Source organism: Paenibacillus sp. FSL A5-0031 (genome assembly GCF_001956295.1).
GTDB lineage: Bacteria > Bacillota > Bacilli > Paenibacillales > Paenibacillaceae > Pristimantibacillus.
On the sequence record NZ_MRTD01000012.1, the window covers coordinates 135095 to 152919 of the forward strand.

The 17825-nt window shown below is 41.5% G+C and carries 17 protein-coding genes; 15 read left to right on the forward strand and 2 right to left on the reverse strand.

From position 1 onward, the window contains the following. The first annotated feature begins 65 nt into the window (after positions 1–65). From BK120_RS21135 to BK120_RS21160, 6 genes are all read left to right on the forward strand, one after another. On the forward strand, positions 66–512 hold the full coding sequence (locus BK120_RS21135) for a MarR family winged helix-turn-helix transcriptional regulator (protein WP_076269478.1): 447 nt from the start codon (positions 66–68) through the stop codon (positions 510–512). 60 nt (positions 513–572) lie between these two features. Then, positions 573–1385 carry an NAD(P)H-binding protein gene (locus BK120_RS21140; RefSeq protein ID WP_076269479.1) on the forward strand — a complete coding sequence of 271 codons (813 nt, stop codon included), beginning with the start codon at positions 573–575 and terminating at the stop codon, positions 1383–1385. A 293-nt stretch (positions 1386–1678) separates the two neighbouring features. After that, a complete protein-coding gene (locus BK120_RS21145) occupies positions 1679–2548 on the forward strand; it encodes a YitT family protein (protein ID WP_076269480.1) in 870 nt (289 codons plus the stop codon). Between the two features lie 251 nt (positions 2549–2799). Beyond that, on the forward strand, positions 2800–3540 hold the full coding sequence (locus tag BK120_RS21150; RefSeq protein WP_076269481.1) for an S-layer homology domain-containing protein: 741 nt from the start codon (positions 2800–2802) through the stop codon (positions 3538–3540). Positions 3541–3939: 399 nt separating this feature from the next. Beyond that, entirely contained in the window at positions 3940–5079 is a 1140-nt protein-coding gene (locus BK120_RS21155; RefSeq protein WP_076269611.1) for a hypothetical protein, read from the forward strand. A gap of 46 nt (positions 5080–5125) precedes the next feature. After that, entirely contained in the window at positions 5126–5692 is a 567-nt protein-coding gene (locus BK120_RS21160) for a CPCC family cysteine-rich protein (protein WP_083682276.1), read from the forward strand. Between the two features lie 153 nt (positions 5693–5845). Here BK120_RS21160 and BK120_RS21165 read toward each other — a convergent pair whose 3' ends face one another. Then, positions 5846–6454 (reverse strand): hypothetical protein, encoded by a 609-nt coding sequence (locus BK120_RS21165; RefSeq protein WP_076269482.1) that lies wholly within the window; start codon positions 6452–6454, stop codon positions 5846–5848. 702 nt (positions 6455–7156) lie between these two features. Between BK120_RS21165 and BK120_RS21170 the strand changes: the two genes are divergently transcribed. The 3 genes from BK120_RS21170 to BK120_RS21180 all read left to right on the forward strand — a co-directional run bounded on the left by BK120_RS21170 (position 7157) and on the right by BK120_RS21180 (position 10047). Next, a complete protein-coding gene (locus tag BK120_RS21170; RefSeq protein WP_076269483.1) occupies positions 7157–8422 on the forward strand; it encodes an alpha-L-fucosidase in 1266 nt (421 codons plus the stop codon). Beyond that, positions 8415–9329 carry a metallophosphoesterase family protein gene (locus BK120_RS21175; protein WP_076269484.1) on the forward strand — a complete coding sequence of 305 codons (915 nt, stop codon included), beginning with the start codon at positions 8415–8417 and terminating at the stop codon, positions 9327–9329. The genes BK120_RS21170 and BK120_RS21175 overlap by 8 nt, the downstream gene beginning before the upstream one ends. A gap of 148 nt (positions 9330–9477) precedes the next feature. Continuing rightward, entirely contained in the window at positions 9478–10047 is a 570-nt protein-coding gene (locus BK120_RS21180; protein ID WP_076269485.1) for an SF0329 family protein, read from the forward strand. Positions 10048–10068: 21 nt separating this feature from the next. Here BK120_RS21180 and BK120_RS21185 read toward each other — a convergent pair whose 3' ends face one another. Next, positions 10069–10818, reverse strand: a complete 750-nt coding sequence (locus BK120_RS21185) for a helix-turn-helix transcriptional regulator (RefSeq protein WP_076269486.1) — start codon at positions 10816–10818, stop codon at positions 10069–10071. A 141-nt stretch (positions 10819–10959) separates the two neighbouring features. Between BK120_RS21185 and BK120_RS21190 the strand changes: the two genes are divergently transcribed. The 6 genes from BK120_RS21190 to BK120_RS21220 all read left to right on the forward strand — a co-directional run bounded on the left by BK120_RS21190 (position 10960) and on the right by BK120_RS21220 (position 17805). Further along, the gene (locus BK120_RS21190) at positions 10960–11889 is read left to right on the forward strand and encodes a nucleoside hydrolase (protein ID WP_076269487.1); all 930 of its coding nucleotides are present in this window, start codon (positions 10960–10962) and stop codon (positions 11887–11889) included. Between the two features lie 508 nt (positions 11890–12397). After that, positions 12398–13036, forward strand: a complete 639-nt coding sequence (locus BK120_RS21200) for a glycoside hydrolase family 11 protein (protein ID WP_076269489.1) — start codon at positions 12398–12400, stop codon at positions 13034–13036. 304 nt (positions 13037–13340) lie between these two features. After that, positions 13341–14189, forward strand: coding sequence for a formylglycine-generating enzyme family protein (locus BK120_RS21205; protein WP_076269490.1), 849 nt, complete (start codon positions 13341–13343; stop codon positions 14187–14189). 227 nt (positions 14190–14416) lie between these two features. Continuing rightward, on the forward strand, positions 14417–15463 hold the full coding sequence (locus BK120_RS21210; RefSeq protein ID WP_076269491.1) for an LLM class flavin-dependent oxidoreductase: 1047 nt from the start codon (positions 14417–14419) through the stop codon (positions 15461–15463). A gap of 273 nt (positions 15464–15736) precedes the next feature. Next, positions 15737–16417, forward strand: a complete 681-nt coding sequence (locus BK120_RS21215; RefSeq protein WP_076269492.1) for a response regulator transcription factor — start codon at positions 15737–15739, stop codon at positions 16415–16417. After that, complete coding sequence (locus BK120_RS21220; RefSeq protein WP_076269493.1) at positions 16414–17805, forward strand: sensor histidine kinase; 1392 nt, start codon at positions 16414–16416, stop codon at positions 17803–17805. Before BK120_RS21215 ends, BK120_RS21220 begins: the two co-directional genes overlap by 4 nt. The last annotated feature ends 20 nt before the right edge of the window (positions 17806–17825 follow it).

The following is a 17825-nucleotide window of genomic DNA, read 5'->3' on the forward strand; positions in this document are numbered from 1 at the left end:
TGACAAATATTACATATACGTAGTAAATTAAGTTAAGTGCTTAACTACTTTTTGGTGGTGACTTTATGAAAGAGTTGCAAGAATACATTCATGATTTACCTTTACATTCGCTCGCTTTTTTTTCCTTAGTTGAAGTAACGGCAAATTTAGTCGATGTATCGGAAAGATATTGGCAATCCAAAGGTTTGAATGGTGCTAGAATTCGAATTTTGGTTGAAATTATGAAGGAAGGAGGCACGATACTACCCTCGATGCTCGCTAAGAAAATTGGCGTAACCAAACCAAATATTAGTCTTTTGCTTATCCCGTTAGAAAATGACGGATTAATTCGCCGAGCAAGCCATCCTATGGATGGTAGAAAAACGGTGATTTCAATAACAAGTGAAGGCCAGAGCCTCCTGTTGAAAAACTTACCTGAAAATCGTCAAAGGATTGCCGAAAAAATGAAAGTGCTGGAAGAGCATGAATTGAGACAACTCCTTGTTTTATTAAATAAACTACAAAGAAAGTGACATTTTTTAGGTATTTGGTTAAGTGCTTAACTAAAATTATAGCAGAAAGGATGAAATTTGATGTCGATCGTCATTACAGGTGCCAATGGTAAATTAGGAAGTTTAATTATCAAGCAACTCCTTCAGAAAGTTTCGGCAGATCAAATTGTTGCCTGTGTTCGGAACCTTGAGAACGCCAAAGAATTTCTTGAGCAAGGAATTGAAGTGCGACTATGTGACTACGATAAACGTGAAACTCTTGATCAAGCATTTACCGGAGCTTCTAAGCTATTATTAATTTCAAGCTCTAATAAGGATGATACCATTAGGTTGCGTCAACATGCGCATGTCATAGAAGCTGCGAAAAAATCGCAAGTGGAACAACTCCTATTTACAAGCTTTGCTTTTCTAGGAAATGGCTCAATTCCACCCACTAATTTGTACTTGGCTACTGAGCAGGCTATTCTCACATCAGGAATTCCACATACTTTTCTCAGAAATTCTTTATATACTGATTTTGTTGGAGTACTTGGTTTGGATACTGCCATAGCTACAGGTGAACTAAGCATTTACCCCGGAGAGTGGAAATTTAATACTGTGACACGTAAGGATCTTGCTTTAGGAATAGCAGTAGTTCTCTCCGAACCAGGTCATCAGAATAAGACATATGAACTTACTGCACCTCGTCCTTGGACCTTCACTGATCTTGCGATAGTTTTGTCTGAACTTTCAGGTAAACCCGTTTCAATCCGTCAAGATCCTCAGATCCAAAACTGGATATATGGGTTTTTAGGCAAGATTAATACTTCCTCGACCTCAGCAGATTTGGAAAGAATAATTGGCGGTCCAGTCACTACATTGAAAGAAAGTATTAAGCAATTTATTACAACTTGAAAAGTTCCTAATATAAGCCAATTGGCAATATCAGATGAAGAAGATCTTTGTTATATGCTTCATCATTTGATTTAAGGCTTTTGTATGGAGAGTAGGTTTAGAATTCTAGTTCGAGGTCGCATTTGCTCTTCTGTTATGAAGTGGTTGCGGTTTGTTGTGGGTTGCGTAGGGTAGACGAGCCACTATAGGAATGTAATAATTGACTTTAGGCGAATTGATATTTAAAATTTTAAAGGGAAAAATGTTTACATTTAGTGAAGTTAAAGAAACGAGAATAGGAAATGAGGTTTAAAATGAAGAAAGAGAATAAACAGACAGCAGTATTGGTCGCGGTGCTGCGAGGACTCATTGTTGTCATCGGTGCTTTTATTACGGCCTATGGCCTTGAGGCAGTATTAATTCCGAACAATGTATCGGACGGCGGCGTGACGGGTCTTAGCATCGTAGGGTCGAATCTATTCGGGTTGCCTTTGGGACTTCTCATTGCGATTCTGAATATACCGTTCGTATATTTAGGGTATAAACAGATTGGAAAAAGCTTCGCGATATATTCCGTGATCGGTATTGCTTCACTGGCCGTGGGTACCGTCGTTATGCACCATATTACTCCGATTGTAGAAGGCGATACGCTCCTCGTCACCGTTGTTGGAGGCATCATTATCGGTTTGGGGATGGGTCTTGCTCTTCGGAACGGCGGCGCGCTGGATGGCATTGATATGTTGGCGGTATTGCTTTCCCGGAAGCTTCCTTTCGGTACAAGCGATCTTATCTTATTCCTGAACGTATTCGTATTTATCGTCGTCTCGACGGTATTTGGATTACAGGGTGCTATATTATCGGGTATTGCTTATTTTATAGCTTCCAAGGTGATACATATCGTCGAAGAAGGCCTCAGCGGAGCTAAAACGTTTAAGATCATTACCAAGCATCCTGAAAGCATGATTGAAACGATTCGCAATCGCTTGGGTCGCGGCGCTACGTATAGTGTGGTGCAAGGCGGCTATTCAAATGAGCATTTTAAAGAAATCACATGCGTCATTAACCGTCTGGAAGAGCGAAAAATGAAAGAAATTATTCGTGAGATTGACGAAAATGCTTTCATCATGGTGTACGAGGTTGCTGAAGTAAAAGGTGGCAGCTTTAAGAAAAAGGACATCCACTAAAATATTTCAAAGGCGACATTCTGGGAATGAGTTCGGTACTGTACCGGGCTCATTCCTTTTTATTTTGCCTTCACTAGCTCATCTCGAATTCGGAGATAGCCTTAGCACTCTTTTTTAATCTATCGTCCATAAAAATTTTTTTAGTGTGAAAAATAATAGGCTCTTCGATTGTATTACTAATGTAAGGGCGAGATCAGAAACAACGAATGAAATATTTGAATTTTAACTAAAAACTCTACGAGGTGAAAGAAATGAAAACAAAATTCAAAATGATTACTATGTCCACTATTACCGCATTATCATTAACCTTTGTAGGTCACAGCTATGCAGCTGCCAACCCTTTCTCGGATATAACGAATATCGCGGTAAAAGATAAAATTGTTGCCTTACAAGAACAAGGCTTAGTCCATGGTATTTCAGACGACTTATTTGCCCCGAATGACACCATCACAGCGGCACAAGGCATTCAGCTTATCGTTAATGCCGCAAATTTGAATCTAGATCTAGTAAGATTCCTTGTAGAACCTAAAGCTACGGATTATTTCAAAAACGCAGACAACAATGCTTGGTATGCGAATGCCTTAATTACGGCAAGCGTTAATGGAGTCGTACTGCCAGCCGATCTGAATCTTAACAAGAAATGGACGCGTGAAGAGTTCACTCACCAGCTTATTAGCACGATTGAAACGCATAGCAATCTTCCAAAGATTAAGCTTGTTCCTGCCCAGATTAACGATAGCACGGATATAACAGTTGATTATGATGGATCCATCCAGCGGGCGCTAGCTTATAACGTAGTGAAACTAGATGAACAAGGGAACTTCCATCCTAAAGCTGAAATCTCTCGTGCTGAGGCAGCAGAACAAATCTACAATGTACTCGAATACATTAAGGCACATCCTGCACCATCGCCACAAACAGATCAAGAATTAGAAACAAACTCAAAAAGATCACCATCGTCAACAAGTCCACAAATACCAGGAGCAAAATAAGATCTACGAAATCGGATTTCTCAAAATGATAAAGCGATCTCCCTAATTATGGGGGATCGCTTATTTTGACTGTGTTCCTCTTTGGAGCTCGCTTCAAGGAACGATTCTCCTTCAATATTGATTTTAGGCAGACTCTGACCATTTCTTGTATGAGTTGTTATATGGATTCCGACCCAAGAGATTGGTTTGCAGGAGGAGACAAAGCGGGGGAGAATTTCGTCCCCAAACGTCGGATGCCATCCGATTAGAACCTATGGTTTTATAAGGCGAAGAGATAATTGACGAAAAAGGCTGATGAAAATCATCGGTCTTTTTATTATCTAAATGACGAAGTGCAGGGAAATGTCATTAATTGTTGAATTTAGGATAATGAGAAATGTATTGAAAGGGTTGAATTTCTTGATCGATGTGCAATATTTTTTTAATTTGTGTATAGATGCTGAGCAAAACTATGAAATATATAAAAATGCGGCTGTAGGACGTATAGATAGGAAAGAATATACGATTAACAAACGATATGATTTTGAACCATTCTGGTTTGAACGAAATAGCCAGAAGAGAGGAAGCATATCGAAGAAAGAATCGGAATCCTACTATGGTTTTGATAACAGAGGAAGAATAATAGTTTCAGCATGTGATGGGATGAAAGATACTCATGGTTATACGGAGTATGATGATTCATTTATTCTAACAAGAGTGTATACGAATGGTAAAATTGATTCGATAAAAGAATACAAAATCGAGGATGACCGGCCAATTAGTTGTGTAGAATTTATTGTACGTCATGGATTAATTGTTGAAGATTCTTGGTATCGTTTTGAGGAATACATATATGAGAATGAAAGACTTTCTTGTGTTCATCATCCTCAGTTTAGCGGGAAAAGAGGTTATGAATCTAGAGTAAATACGTATTTTGAATATGATGCTTCTGGAGCCTTATACAAAGTACTTGATAATCAACAAGGTTTACTATACATCAATATCTCCAAGCCTGAAGCTGTTCATTTACGTGAAGTAGTTAAGAAGGGATTAATTGCAGAAACAGTGTCACTATTTGATCGTATTCGCCAACAATTATCGGGAGAACGACTTTGTTTCGTAGCGATATATTTACACGGTGAGCCCAATGGTTTATATGATCCAATTTACCATCCAGGTCTCGAAAAAATTAGAATGGAGCAACTTGAACAGAACAAAGGTCTACATACATTCTGGAATTCTGGAGAGCATCCAGGTAATTATCAGGTTTCTATAAACAATAGTGAATTGCTTGAAAATTTAAGAAAACTCATCAACTATTGGGGTTTTAAAAGCAATTGGTGGGTGCAAGGAAAGAAATTTTGGCATGAGGTTGCTTATGCCATAAACGAGCTTGATTGGTCAGAGTCTATTCCCATTACAGACGATTTCATTGTTTATGTGGACTGGGAAGGATTGGATGTATCAAAGGGAGGACTTCTTAACAGCATTCCATATCATAAATTAGAAATTTTGAGACAGAAAGGATTGCTAAAAAAATCTAAGGGTATTCACGTCTAAATTTCAAAATAAAACAACATAACCCTCTAAAGTGAGGTGTAACAGATTGGAACGTGAAGATGCAATTCTACATATTATCAAAAATATGATTAACATAATGCCTAATACATTACGGTATGAAGTATTGTTAAACTGGTGGGGAATCGATCAAGAAGATGCTGTTTTTAACAATTTACCGGATTTGCTTAAGTATGAAATATTGAATTCTGAAGAACCACCAGAGTATGTAATGGATGATAGATACAATTCACTTATTATCGAAGCACTAAAAGTAAAATATATTGGAGTTAGGAATGAATTTTTATCTAAAAAAATATCAGAGATATTATACACTAGTCATGTGGTAGAGGGAGTGCAAGAGGAACTAATAACTTGTCCTTGTTGTGAATATAAGACGCTTCCCCAAAAAGGCGAATATGACATATGTCCAGTATGTTTTTGGGAAGATGATGGAAACACAGACCTACAATACTATAGTTCTCCTAACCACATGTCTCTTGCACAAGCACGTGTGAATTTCACTAATTTTGGTGCAGTGAACAAATTGTCGTTACAATTTCTTGAAGCAGATAGGCTTGAGTTGTATAGTAAGTGGAAATATGACTGGCCTTGAGGGATGAAACCTTCAAGGTTTTCTTTTTATCCAGACTAGTGTCGAGAAGCAGGAGGAGAATATCCCCAAATGAACCTTTTTTTTTTCACACCTGTGTGATATTCCTCTGAAATATCAGTACGCTCATAAGGTTTAGTTGTAAATTTCATATTTTTATTTATTTAAATATTTATTTAAATAATTTTGTATTTCAACAGATGCTGTCGCATTTAATTTTATATAGTTCTCTACTCTATTATCTTTATCACCGTAAGATATTTTTGTGTAAATTGTTTTGTATATATCTTTGGTTTCTAAATCAATTTTGTTCTTATCTAAAATAAATGCTCTGCCCAGTGTTGCCCCAAGGGCGTCGCCAGTAGGTGCTATTCCTATAGCCATATCATTCAGTGTATTGGATTGGTAAACAGAACTTGTATTTAATTTATCAATCATTTCTGGTTCAAGATAGAAAGACATTATAAGATTTTCCATCTTTATTATTGTCTTTTCTATGAAAATTTCATATTGGATCCGATCTGCATCATTTTCTTTTAATAAATCAATACTAGCTGACAGAGTATATTCTTTTGGTAATTCTTTCGAGAAACTATTATTGGATATTGCATTTAATAAGTCCTTTTGTTCACTTGTATATGTGATAGCTTCACTCTTATTCGTAGAATTAGTGGCATCATTATCTTTTTTATTTTGAATTAAACAACCGGAAAGTAATGAGACTGTTAAAAATAATAATGTGAAAATGGCTAAAAATCTTTTCATGGTGAGAACTCCTTTTTATATACCAGCAATGTATAGTCTCTTTGCGAATAACCGTTAATAGGTGTGAATTTCTTTGTATCGCATCCCGTTGCATAATTTATAAGTATTCCTGTGTAAGTAAACTATTTATTACCATACCACATTTATCCCTACCATATGTCTATGATATGGACAAAAGTCCACATTCTTCAAACCAGTTCAGAAGCATAAGAAATAATTCGTAGATGACTCAATGCCAAAACCGTCCGTACAAGCTACTGTAATCAAAAAAATGGTGCAATTGCTGCGTGTGGTTCAAGAGATCAGAGGTCATCACGATAATTTATTCTAGTTAGATTTAGCTGATAGTACGCGCTTTATGCAATATAAAGAGCTCTTGTTTGTATATTGTCAGAACAAATACATCTTCACCCTGTTTGTCTAGATAAGCTGTTTAAAGCCAAACAAGGCATCTTCTTTAATAATTATTTATTAAACGTGCGCATGAAAAAGTCTAAAGAGTTGTTGATTAATTCCGATAAAAAAAGTATATGAAATTGCTACTCTAGAGGTAAAGTATCGGAAATTGGTTTAGTTTTATAAAAAATCAAGGAATATACTGGTGTTAGCTCGAATGAATATCACAATAAAGTGAAAATGTGTTAGTAGCTTATTTCCTAGTGTGAATAAAAATACTCCATTAATGAAGAAGAGGTGCTTAAGATGACAGTAAATTCTATTATTAAGCCAAGCCCGAAACAACTCGAGTATCAATCCTGGGAGTTCGGATTATTTGTGCACTTTGGTCTACGAACGTTTTATGAAGGGTACGTAGATTTTGATCCAAGAGGCATGTCCCCCGAGTTGTTTAACCCGCAGCAATTGGATTGTGAGCAATGGATCCGTACGGCGAAGGAAGCCGGAATGAATTATGCTGTACTTACGGCTAAGCATCATGATGGGTTTTCTAATTGGCCGTCGAAGTATAGCTCGTTCTCTACGAAACAATCGCCATGGAAGGATGGTCAGGGTGATGTTGTTCGGGAGTTTATAGAGGCTTGTCGAAAATATGATGTAAAGCCTGGTTTATATTATTCTCCTTTTGACGGATCTGCGGATTTCTATAACCAGGATGCAAGCGCTTACGATGATTATTTTGTAAATCAAATTACAGAGCTGCTAGGTCAATATGGAGAGATTGATATTTTGTGGTTTGACGGTTGTGGCTCGGAGGATCATGAATATGATTGGAAACGAATCATTGGAGAAATTCGTCGCCTTCAACCGAATATTTTAATTTTTAATATGGGAGATCCTGATTTCCGGTGGGTCGGGAATGAGGATGGCATTGCGCCGATTCCTTGTTGGAATGTTGTGGATTCGCTTGAGTTTTCGATCATGACCGAGGAAAAGGAAGCATTGACAGATAAGCTATGGCTGCCTGCGGAATGTGATGTGCAGATGCGAGCGAATTGGTTTTATAGCGATAGCGACGAGCATACGATCAAAAGTCTCGATCAGCTCATGGGCTTATACTATTATTCGGTAGGGCGCGGTACGAATTTGCTGCTGAATATCGGCCCGGATAGACAAGGCTTGCTGCCTTCGAAAGACACAAGCCGACTCGCTGCAATGGGCGCAGAAATTAGAAGAAGATTTGACAGCCCTATCGCGACCTTGGAGCAATGTACTCACAACCAGAATGAATGGGTTTATGAGCCTGCTCATCCACATCTGATTGATCATATTGTTATTCAAGAGGATTTATCTTCTGGGGAGCATATTTTGAGTTTTCAAATCAATATTATGACAGAGAAATCGCATCGTACCATAACGGTATATGAGGGACAAAATATTGGTCATAAGGCTATTGTACGAATTCCGCCTGTTAAAGTTCGAGGCGTCTCTCTAACCGTGACAAAGTCGCAAGGCGAGCCTGCTATTAAGGAGCTATCATTTTATTATGTTGGGGAGATTCGGAATGAATAAAGCATTAAAATTCCGTACTGACGGTACATTCAAAATAGTCCAGTTTTCTGACACTGAGTATATGGATGATGCCGCTGACCTAAATGAGCGAACCGCTAACATGATGCGAACCGTCATGGAGACGGAGCAGCCTGATCTTGTTGTATTTGCAGGTGATGTCATCGGCAGTTTGCGCTGCAGCAATCCAGAGCAGTCATTCCGAGATGTAGTATCGACTATAGAAGCGATGAAAGTCCCTTGGGTTGCTATTTTCGGCAATCACGACTCGGAAGCGGGAATTACAAGGGAACAGCTTATGAATATTCAACTGAGCCATAGCTATTGCGCCGCTGAACGGACGGCTGAGCATGTCAGCGGTGTAGGCAATTATGTGTTGAGCATACAGGGTAGTGATGAACGTTTCGCGGCAGCTTTATATTTTTTGGATAGCGGCAGTTACTCTGCCCTTCCTCACATTCATGGATACGATTGGATTCGCAGAGATCAAATTGACTGGTATGCGGCACAATCGAAGGCATTCACCGATCAGAATGGAGGACAACCTATTCCTTCCCTAGCTTTCTTCCATATTCCATTGCCAGAGTATCAAGAGGTATGGGATAAGTCTGAGTGCCATGGCGAAAAAAGAGAAGAGGTTTCTTGCCCTCGTATTAACAGCGGTTTATTTTCCGCAATGGTAGAGATGGGCGATGTTATGGGAACCTTTGCGGGGCATGATCACGGAAATGATTATTCGGGCGAGCATCAGGGCATTCGCCTTTGTTATGGACGCTCTTCAAGCTATATTATATGGGATACGGATATTCCAATTGGTGCAAGAGTGATTGAATTGCAACAGGGATCCAAAACGTTTGATACTTGGCTGAGATTAAGTGATGGATCGGCTCAGCAGCGCTCAATAGGGTAATATTTAGAAACCGTCAATAAACGTTAGAATTTGTTATAATGGATAACAAGCGTTATGTTGGCCTCCACTCACAGCGGTGGAGGTTTTTTCATGCTACGAATCCCTTAATAGGTATTTATTATATAGAACATAGAAATTAGGAGGCAATATGTCCTGGAGCAAATTGAAGCAACAGCTTGAGAGTTTTCTATCTCCTGCTTTACTTGGCAGGTTCGAATATCGTGCAACCAGCTATCGCTATTTACCTGACAAAGCTGGTCAATGTTATATTGCGGTAGATAAAAAGAACGTACTCAGTATGAGTGATAGCACTACTTTAATTAGATGGTATCAGACGGAGCTGGAAATTAAGAATGATTCAGCTATCGAAATTCCTATCAACCATGAAGAAATTGAAGCGGTGAGAAAAGATACCAATGGGAAAGTTCCTGAGGATCGTCTAAAAGTAATGGCAAGAAGCAGAAAACTATCCGAATATGCTAAGGAAATTTTTTCAGCACAATCATCATTAAGTAAATCAAATTTTGTCGTTGTCGCTAATAAGTTTTTATCCACTTCTATAGAGGAAAGCCTAGAGAGCAATGATATTTTATTAAATATTCTAGCTTTGGTGGACAGACGAATTGGGAAAAAGCGGCTTTTAAACATGGCCGAGAAGATGATGTTAAAGCATCCCATTGTGCAGTATTTTTATGAACTACGGCTTAATACGTTATGAGAATAAGTAACTCATTCACCTCTAATTACCGGCGAGCTCTCTATACTGCTTCGGGGTTATCTCCGTTTCTCGCTTAAACAGGCTGCAAAACTGCGCATCCGTTGAAAAGCCGCATTCCATCGCGATAACCGATATTTGCAAGGGGGTATGCCTAAGCATTGTTTTGGCGTGCTCAATCCTACGCTGCAAAATATATTGGCTGGGAGATAACTTGATCTTCTCTTTGAACAAATGACGAAACCGATCATAGCTATAACCAGATTGGTCGGCAAGAGCTTGGAAGTCAATTTTCTGCGTATAGTACTCATCGATGAAAGCCTGGGCGAATCGGATAATGTCATGACGGCTATCTGGTTCTTGGGCAGGATGAGCCCGCAGTGCTTCCAAATATAGGCGTGAAATCAAATTATCGAGCAATTGCTTATAGAAGGGGGGCTTATCACGAAGCTCTTTGGCCATCATCTGCATGAGGCCAAGAATAGGCCTTGACGGGGAATCTTGGTAGATTCCTTCTTTCAAGGGAGGATAGATGGTGCTGGTGAATCCCGTAAACATAACCTTCGACGGTTTGCCATGCCGTTCATCGTGAGGCGTGCAAGGTGCTATTATCGCGTAATCACCTGCCTTGAAAACATGTTCGGCATCCCCGATTCGAGTTGTCCCCTGACCGCAGTCGTAATAAACCAGCTCATAACACTGATGATGATGCATTGCAATATGCTCATGCTTCGCTCTCGTTTCTTGATAAAAGAAATCCAATGAGGCTGCCATTCATAGCTCTCCTGTCATCGTAGCCAATTCGTGATATAGAACGACCGTATGATGCTACTACATTATTTAAATTATTTATAAAATGAATTCATTATAGCATGGCTGAAAAGCCAATTCATTATATAAATGGAGGTAGATGATATGGGTCTAGATTTCGGGGCATTGCCCGTAGATGAGCTGGTTCGCAAGTTGGAGGCACCGGGTAGTAGAGTTAGGATGGTGCTCGATACGGATACCTTTAACGAGATCGACGACCAATTTGCGGTTATTTATGCGCTATTATCACCAGAAAAAATAGAGCTTCAGGCTCTATATGCAGCACCGTTCCATAATGAGCTCTCTACGGGGCCCGATGACGGGATGGAAAAAAGCTATAAGGAAATCATTCGCATTCTTAAGCTAATGAATCGAGAGGATGTCCCCGTCTATCGCGGCTCCGAAGCTTATTTGCCTACTGATAGCTCCCCGATTCGCAGCGAGGCAGCTCTAAACCTAGTAGAACGCGCAATGGCAAGCGATAAGAATGATCCATTATATGTAGTCGGTATCGGTGCCATTACGAATATTGCGAGTGCCATTCTGCTAGAGCCGCGAATCATTGAGCGCATCGTTGTAGTCTGGCTGGGAGGCCATGCTCTGGATTGGCCTGACACTCGCGAGTTTAATCTCGAACAGGATCTCCATGCATCGAGAACCGTAATGAACTGCGGAGTGCCTTTGGTCCTTATCCCATGCATGGGAGTCGCTTCAAACCTTCGTACGACACTATCGGAGGTTAGAGATTATGTAAAGCCTTCCGGCGCAATTGGAGAGTACCTCTATGAGACGTACAAAAACTGCAAGGATGATCATTTCGCCTATTCCAGGGTGATATGGGATATCTCGGTTATCGCATGGCTGAATCAGCCCAAGTGGGTTCCTTCGCGGCTTATTCCAAGCCCAATCATTTCCGAGGACTTCCGCTGGAGCACGGATAGCACAAGACATTTGATACGCTGCGCAAGTTATATCGACCGTGACGCTGTATTTCAAGATATGTTCTCAAAGCTTGCTCTAAGCAAAGTGGAGTAACAAGATGATCTAGCTGAGAATAAGCGTTGAAGGCTAGCTCATTTTAGGTATTGTAGTTACGTATCTCGCATTTGCTTAATAGGTTATAGCGAAGGGTCCCTGTCATTCCAAGCGGAAGGATAGGGGCTTTTTTGATAGCTCTTACTTTAAAAAGGGAATGTCGACGATATTGAGGGTCGGGTGCAGACCTTGGTTCCATGAGCGTTTCGAAATATTAGTTAATATGTGGGGGCAAATCTATAATTTGTTAAGTTGTAATGTATGCGCTTACTTTCTATAATTTAGTTATTCAAGACACGAATTGTCTTGTATGGAAAGAAAAATTCCTTTGGATAGGAGGGACAGATTTCACGTTATTTGAAACAGGACAAGTTATGCACTGTACTGCAAGTAAAAACAACCGACAAACAATGAAAGGAGAGAGATTTATAAAAATTTATAAAAGGTAATATTCAAGTAGTATGTAGGCAAGCAGTGACAAACACCAAATTTTAGGAGGTAATAATATATGTTTAAGTTTAAAAAGAAAGTGTTTACGCTAGTTATTGCAGCTTCCATGAGTATTTCCAGCTTGTTTGCAGTATCCGCAAGTGCAGCGACAGACTACTGGCAAAATTGGACTGATGGTGGCGGCACAGTAAATGCTACTAATGGATCTGGTGGAAATTACAGTGTCAGCTGGTCAAACACCGGAAATTTTGTGGTTGGTAAAGGCTGGAATACTGGTTCACCATCTAGAACAATAAACTATAATGCCGGCGTCTGGGCGCCGTCCGGCAATGGGTATTTGACTCTCTATGGATGGACAAGAAACTCACTCATTGAATATTACGTCGTTGATAGCTGGGGGACATATAGACCTACAGGAACATTTAAAGGCACAGTGTCCAGTGATGGAGGAACATACGATATTTATACGACGCAACGAGTCAATGCACCTTCCATTGACGGCACAAAAACGTTCACCCAGTTCTGGAGTGTCCGCCAGTCTAAGAGAGCGACAGGCAGCAACGTCGCTATCACTTTTGGCAACCACGTAAGTGCATGGCAGAGTAAAGGAATGAATCTCGGAAGCAGTTGGTCTTATCAGGTGTTAGCGACAGAAGGCTATCAAAGCAGTGGCAGCTCTAACGTAACGGTTTGGTAATAGGTCATCTTCAATTAGGGCAATGGATTGGCGCCTGATGAATCTAGTGTGTTGAGAATGTGTTTAATCTTTTGATCATGATAAGGTCGTTCGGTCTCACAGCCTGCGGCCTTATCTATTTCAAAAAATGATAGAACCTACATGCTACTTGACTATTATCTTTTAGAATCCATCCAGTTGGATCCTTCAGTTTGGACGCATTGAGGAGATCGTTTCCCATTAAACGCTCCTCAATGCTTCCAGAGGAGAATTGTAGTCTGTCACGGACTATAGTTTTTCCTAAACGTATAAAGGAGATATAACAATGAGAAAACTAATCGTTTTTCTTATCATAGCAATAATGGTTGTTGTCAGCGCTTGTTCGCAAGAAAAGCCTGATAAAACTTCGCATAAAATACCTGATGACTTTGTCTTAGTCAAAGGCGGACCGTTTATGAACAAGAAGTCCAACTACTATGGTGAAAAAGTAGCATTATCGAACTTTTATATCGGCAAATATGAGGTAACTCAAAAAGAGTGGATTGAGATTATGGGAAGCAATCCCTCGGAATTCAAAGGCGACAATTTGCCGGTAGAAATGGTGAGTTGGTATGACGTTGTGGAGTATTGTAATAAGAGGAGTATCAAAGAGGGATTAACACCGTATTACTCAATAGACAAGAATAATAAAGATCCGAAAAATACAAGTGAAAACGATATTCTAAAATGGACAGTAACGATCAATGCAGGAGCGAATGGTTACCGATTGCCGACAGAAGCAGAGTGGCAATATGCTGCAGGTGGTGGTCAGAAGAGCAAAAGTTACACCTACAGCGGAAGCAATAATGCAGATGATGTAGCATGGTATTGGAAAAACGCTGGAGATAAAATGTTATCAGGAGAATGGAACTGGCCTATAGTAGAGAACAACCATAACAAAACAAAATCCATCGGTGTGAAGAAACCCAACGAGTTAGGGCTTTATGACATGTCAGGTAATGTAAGGGAATGGTGCTGGAACGGGTTTGGAGACTCGGAAAGCAATAGTAACTCTACCCGAGTTGTGAAGGGCGGAGGCTGGCTTGGTGATGTTGGCGAGTTATCTTATCTGAGCAATTTTGAGGCAAATGGCATGGGTCCCGATCAAGGTTTTCGTGTGAGTCGCGACGAATAAAGCTATAAAACCCCAAGAAGAAGGGTCAAAAAGCGTTGATTGACAATGCTGTGTAACGATGATAACTTAAAAAATATAAAACACATTAAACTAATCGGAATTACAAGCTGGCTGGACAACCGGAAGCATGGATTATTAAATCCATGCTTTTTTTTATGTTCAAAAAGGGTAGGTTTAGAATGAACCTATTAGAGATGGAGTCTGGCTTAGAGAGGAGAGTGCAAATCTTGAAATTTGCTTTGTTTAGCCTAATGATGAATATACCGAATGCTGTAAGCGGGGAAACATTGACCACTCATCAGAAATTTGAGAACGTACTTAAACAGGCTGTCCTTGCTGAAGAACTCGGCTTTGATGCTTATGGCATTGGAGAGCGGCATGGAGCACCGTTTATCTCATCTTCGCCACCAGTCGTTCTGACCGCGATTGCTGCCAGAACCGTAAAGATTCGTTTGCTAACAACAGTTACCGTTCTAAGCGTTCTCGACCCAGTGCGTGTTGCTGAGGACTATGCCACACTGGATCATCTCTCGGGAGGTCGACTCGAGATGATTATTGGCAAAGGAAACGACCCGCGCCACTATCCGCTTTTTGGAATTACCGAAGACGAACAATGGGAATCCCTTGCAGAGCGATATGCACTCCTGAAGCGCTTGTGGAACGAAGAGAACGTAACCTGGCAGGGGCGCTACCGTTCACCGCTTGATAATGTGACTACCGAGCCAAGGCCCTTTCAACATTCAATTCCGGTCTGGCATGGAAGCGCATCTAGTACGCTGTCGACCGAATTAGCTGCGAAATATGGTGAACCGATTTTTTCCTCCAATACGTTTCACCCCCAGGCTAAATATAAAGCATTAATCGATCATTATCGCGAGAGATTGGCCCATTACGGCCATGATCCTCAAAAAGCAATGGTTGGCTCGGGATTTGGAAGCTTATATCTAGCTAACACCACAGAGGAAGCAGTCAAACGATATAGGCCCTATTACGATGCTTTCCATGCAACGGCTGCATCGCAGCACAACAACTCGCCTTTCAAAGACCTCGAGGACAATGTACAAAATGGGCCTGCCTTGATCGGCAGCGCTGATAAAGTGATCGAGAAGATTTTAAACTATCATGAAGCTTATGGGCACCAAGTGGTCAGCATCAGTGTAGATGGCTTGTCAGAAATGGAGCAACGTGAGCAAATTGAACGATTTGCCACCGAGGTTGCACCTGTGCTGCGTCGAGAGGTTCCTAGTACAGTATGGAATAGTCCCCAATCATAGAAATCGTGTTTGATGGTAATGAACCAATCGTTGTGATGTCACAATGCTTGGTTCATTTTTTTACCAGAAAATTGAGTTTTAAAGCTCCAGACAATCAGAAGATGTTATACTTTTAAAGCAGCCGTATTGTATTCGTTTTGGCTGCTTTTTATATTGTGCTTCTGATTGTGTCCGAATGCGACCGCGTGGTCCGTCCAGTAAATATAAGTTGGGGATTGCAGCGTTCAACATTCAAACGTAAGGCTATCGTTTTCCAAGTGGAGGATTGTTTATATGGTCAATATTCTTATCGTGGACGATGATCCTAACATTCGCGCCTTGATGCGCCTTTATTTGAAGAATGAAGGATTCAATCTGACCGAGGCGGACAACGGAATCGATGCGCATGCTATCGTCAAAGGTTCAGGAATCGATCTGGTCATCCTCGACATTATGATGCCGCATATGGACGGATGGGATTTGTGCAGAGAAATTCGGAAAAGCGATCCCGACATTCCGCTTCTGATGGTAACGGCCAAGGGCGAATCGGGTCAAAAGATAAAAGGCTTCCAGCTCGGGACTGACGATTATATGACGAAGCCGTTTGATCCAGTTGAGCTTGTGATGCGGGTTAAAGCGTTACTGAAGCGATCCCGTATTGCCTCGTCCCAGGTCATACCGTTGGGCGAAATCGTACTGAATCGGAAAACGTATAAGGTCATGCGGGGAGAAGAGGAATTAGCATTGCCGCTGAAAGAATTCGAGCTGCTGTTCATGCTTGCCGGCCACCCGGGGCAGATTTTTACGAGAGAGCAGCTGATTACCCAGATTTGGGGCATGGATTACGAAGGCGACGATCGAACCGTCGATGTACATATCAAGCGGCTTCGGGAACGCTTTGCCGGGGACGTCCGCCATTTTCGCATTGAAACGGCACGCAGCGTCGGCTATCGTCTGGCGGTGAATCCGGGATGAAATCGTTATACGTTCGCGTCGTGCTGACTTTTCTGGCCGCCATCGTCATCAGCTTGATCTCATCCCTTCTTCTCGCCCTTGCTCTATTCCAGAATGATCTGAACGCTACGGGTAAAAACGATATGACCGCGGCAGGTGATCGTATAATACGCGTGTACGAGCAAACGAATCCTCCGGATTTGGATGTGTTCATGAATGATATGGCTGAATTGGTTTCCTATACCTTGCAGCTTTACGACGGCAATGGCGGGATGAACTCCTATGTCCCGACCAAAGGCAAGAAGGTCGAAGCGATTAACTCGGAATCGGTTCGCATGGTACTGCGCGGAGAACCGTACCGTTCGCAAGGAAAAGATAACGGTACGTTCGTCGGCCTTCCGTTTTCTTCCGAAGGAAAACATTATGCTTTAATTTTGCAGAGCTCTTCCAAGAACGAAATTACGATCTTTCGATTATTATTCACTATTCTGTTCCTCATGCTTGCGATCGGAAGCTTATGTATTCTCATTGCCGGCAGATATCTGGTGAAGCCTCTTCAAGCGATGACGGAAGCGACTAAGCGGTTGGCCAAAGGGGACTTTGAGGTTGAGTTGAAAATCAATCGCGGAGACGAGCTCGGAACTCTCTCGCGGAGCATTAACGACATGGCTAGGGAAATCAAGCAATTGGAGCGGATGCGACAGGATTTCGTATCAAACGTGTCCCATGAAATCCAATCTCCGTTAACTTCCATCTCCGGATTCGCGAAGGCGCTAAAAGATGGCAATCTGTTTATTGCAGAGGACGATCGCGTCCAATACTTGGATATAATCGTTACCGAGAGCGACAGATTATCCAGACTCAGCGATAATTTGCTGAAGCTCGCTTCCCTTGAATCGGATCATCATCCGTTCGAGATGGAATCGTATAAACTAGATGAGCAAATTCGACGAGTCATCGTCGCGTGCGAGCCTCAGTGGTCGGCCAAACGCATTCGCGTCGACATAGAGTCCCCTTCGGGAGCTGGCGCACGGATAACGGCCGACCGGGATCAACTCAATCAAGTTTGGATGAATTTGCTCGGGAATGCCATCAAGTTCACGCCCCGCGCCGGTCAAGTTCTCATCGCGATCAGCCGGCCTCATCCTCATGAGATTGCCGTTGCGATAAGCGATTCCGGGATCGGCATTGCGCCGGACGATTTAAGCTCTATTTTCGAGCGCTTCTACAAAGCGGACAAGTCGCGGGCCCAAGACCGAAGCGGCAATGGTCTCGGACTTGCCATCTCCCACAAAATCGTTGCTCTCCATCGCGGAAGCATAGAGGTGAAGAGCACCGTCGGACTGGGCACGACGTTTACCGTGACGCTTCCCGCTGCCTTGCATAACGATTCCGCCATTTGCAAATAAGTTCACGCTCCGTTCATATT